This is a genomic window from Rhodococcus opacus (genome assembly GCF_012396235.1).
Classification (GTDB): Bacteria; Actinomycetota; Actinomycetes; order Mycobacteriales; family Mycobacteriaceae; genus Rhodococcus_F; species Rhodococcus_F opacus.
This window is the reverse complement of record NZ_JAAXPA010000090.1, coordinates 1-2,204: the sequence shown is the minus strand read 5'-3', so window position 1 is coordinate 2,204 and position 2,204 is coordinate 1. Positions and strand designations below refer to the sequence as shown.

1 protein-coding gene is annotated in these 2,204 nt (G+C 66.3%); it reads right to left on the bottom strand.

All coding sequences use genetic code 11. The features are described from left to right. Positions 1-2,204 (bottom strand): pyruvate dehydrogenase (acetyl-transferring), homodimeric type (gene aceE, locus HGB39_RS37955; protein ID WP_168443028.1); only part of this gene is annotated, 2,204 nt, incomplete at both ends.

Here is a 2,204-nt window from a genome sequence, read left to right as displayed (position 1 = left end):
GACTTTTTGAACAGGTACATGCCCTTGAGCAGGCCCTCGACGTTGAGGTCGGCGGGTTCGGCGGGCTGGGAGTAGGGCTCGTTGTAGAGGGTGATGTAGTAGAAGATGTCCTCCCCACCGAACCCAGGCTTCAGCGTTCCATCGGCCGCCGGTGTGCCGCCGTACATCCGGCGCAGCCCGTCCTTGACGATGTGCGCGATCTCGTAGGAGAACGCCGGGTCGTAGGCGACGGCGGCCGGGTTGGTCGAGGCCAGCAGCAGCGAGTGCCCGTCGGCGTGCTGCAAACCTTCGCCGGTGAGGGTGGTGCGGCCGGCGGTGGCGCCGAGCACGAACCCGCGGGCCATCTGATCCGCGGCGGCCCACAGGCCGTCGCCGGTGCGTTGGAACCCGAACATCGAGTAGAAGATGTACAGCGGGATCATCGGCTCACCGTGGGTGGCGTAGGAGGTGCCGACCGCGGTGAACGAGGCGGTCGAGCCGGCCTCGTTGATGCCCTCGTGCAGGATCTGCCCGATCTCCGACTCCTTGTAGGCGAGCATCAGGTCCGCATCCACCGCGGTGTACAGCTGGCCGTTGCGGTTGTAGATCTTCAAAGAGGGGAACCAGGAGTCCATCCCGAAGGTGCGGGCCTCGTCCGGGATGATCGGCACGATCCGCTTGCCGATCTCCTTGTCCCGCAACAATTCCTTCATGATCCGCACCAACGCCATGGTGGTCGCGACCTGCTGCTTGCCGGAGCCCTTGCGGACCACGTCGTAGGTCGAGTCCGCCGGCTGCGGCAACGGTGCCGGGCTGGTGCGGCGCTGCGGCAGGAACCCACCGAGCGCCCGCCGGCGGTCGAGCATGTACTGGATTTCCGGGGCATCGGGGCCGGGGTGGTAGTACGGCGGCATCTTCGGGTCCTTCTCCAACTCTTCGTCGGAGATCGGGATGCGCTGCAGGTCCCGGAAATTCTTCAGATCATCGAGGGTCAGCTTCTTCATCTGGTGGGTGGCGTTGCGGCCCTCGAAGTGCTTGCCCAGGGTGTAGCCCTTGATGGTGTGCGCCAGGATCACCGTCGGCTGCCCCTTGTGCGCCATCGCCGCCGCATACGCGGCGTAGATCTTGCGGTAATCGTGGCCGCCGCGCTTGAGGTTCCAGATGTCCTGATCGGACAGGTTCGCGACCAGTTCCTTCGTCCGCGGATCCCGGCCGAAGAAGTGCTCGCGCACGTACCCGCCGTCGTTGGCCTTGTAGGTCTGGTAGTCGCCGTCCGGGGTGACGTTCATCAGGTTGACCAGGGCGCCGTCGCGGTCCGCGTGCAGCAGTGCGTCCCACTCGCGGCCCCAGACCACCTTGATCACGTTCCAGCCGGCGCCGCGGAAGAACGACTCCAACTCCTGGATGATCTTGCCGTTGCCGCGGACCGGGCCGTCGAGGCGCTGCAGGTTGCAGTTCACCACAAACGTCAGGTTGTCGAGGCCCTCGGTGGCCGCCACATGCGCCAGACCCCGCGATTCGGGTTCGTCCATCTCGCCGTCACCCAGAAACGCCCACACGTGCTGGTCGGAGGTGTCCTTGATGCCGCGGTCGTGCAGGTAGTGGTTGAACCGGGCCTGGTAGATCGCGTTCATCGGGCCCAGACCCATGGACACGGTCGGGAATTCCCAGAAGTCCGGCAGCAGCCGCGGGTGCGGGTACGACGGCAACCCGCCGCCCTCGTCGGCGTGCGAGTGTTCCTGCCGGAACCCGTCCATCCGCTCCGCCGGGATCCGCCCCTCCAAGAACGCGCGGGCGTAGATGCCCGGCGAGGCATGCCCCTGAATGAAGATCTGATCCCCACCACCGGGATGGTCCTTGCCGCGGAAGAAGTGGTTGAACCCCACCTCGTACAGCGCCGCCGACGACGCATACGTCGAGATGTGGCCACCGACCCCGACCCCCGGCCGCTGCGCCCGGGTCACCATCACCGCCGCGTTCCACCGGATGAACGCCCGGTACCGGCGCTCGGTCTCCTCGTCACCCGGGAACCACGGCTCGTTCTCCGTCGGGATGGTGTTCACATAATCGGTCGACGTCAACGCCGGCAGGGCGACGTGCTTCTCCCCGGCCCGCTCGAGCATCCGCAACATCAGATACCGGGCACGGGTCGGTCCGGACCGGTCCAACAGTCCGTCGAACGATTCCAACCACTCCGTGGTCTCGTCCGGGTCGATATCCGGCAG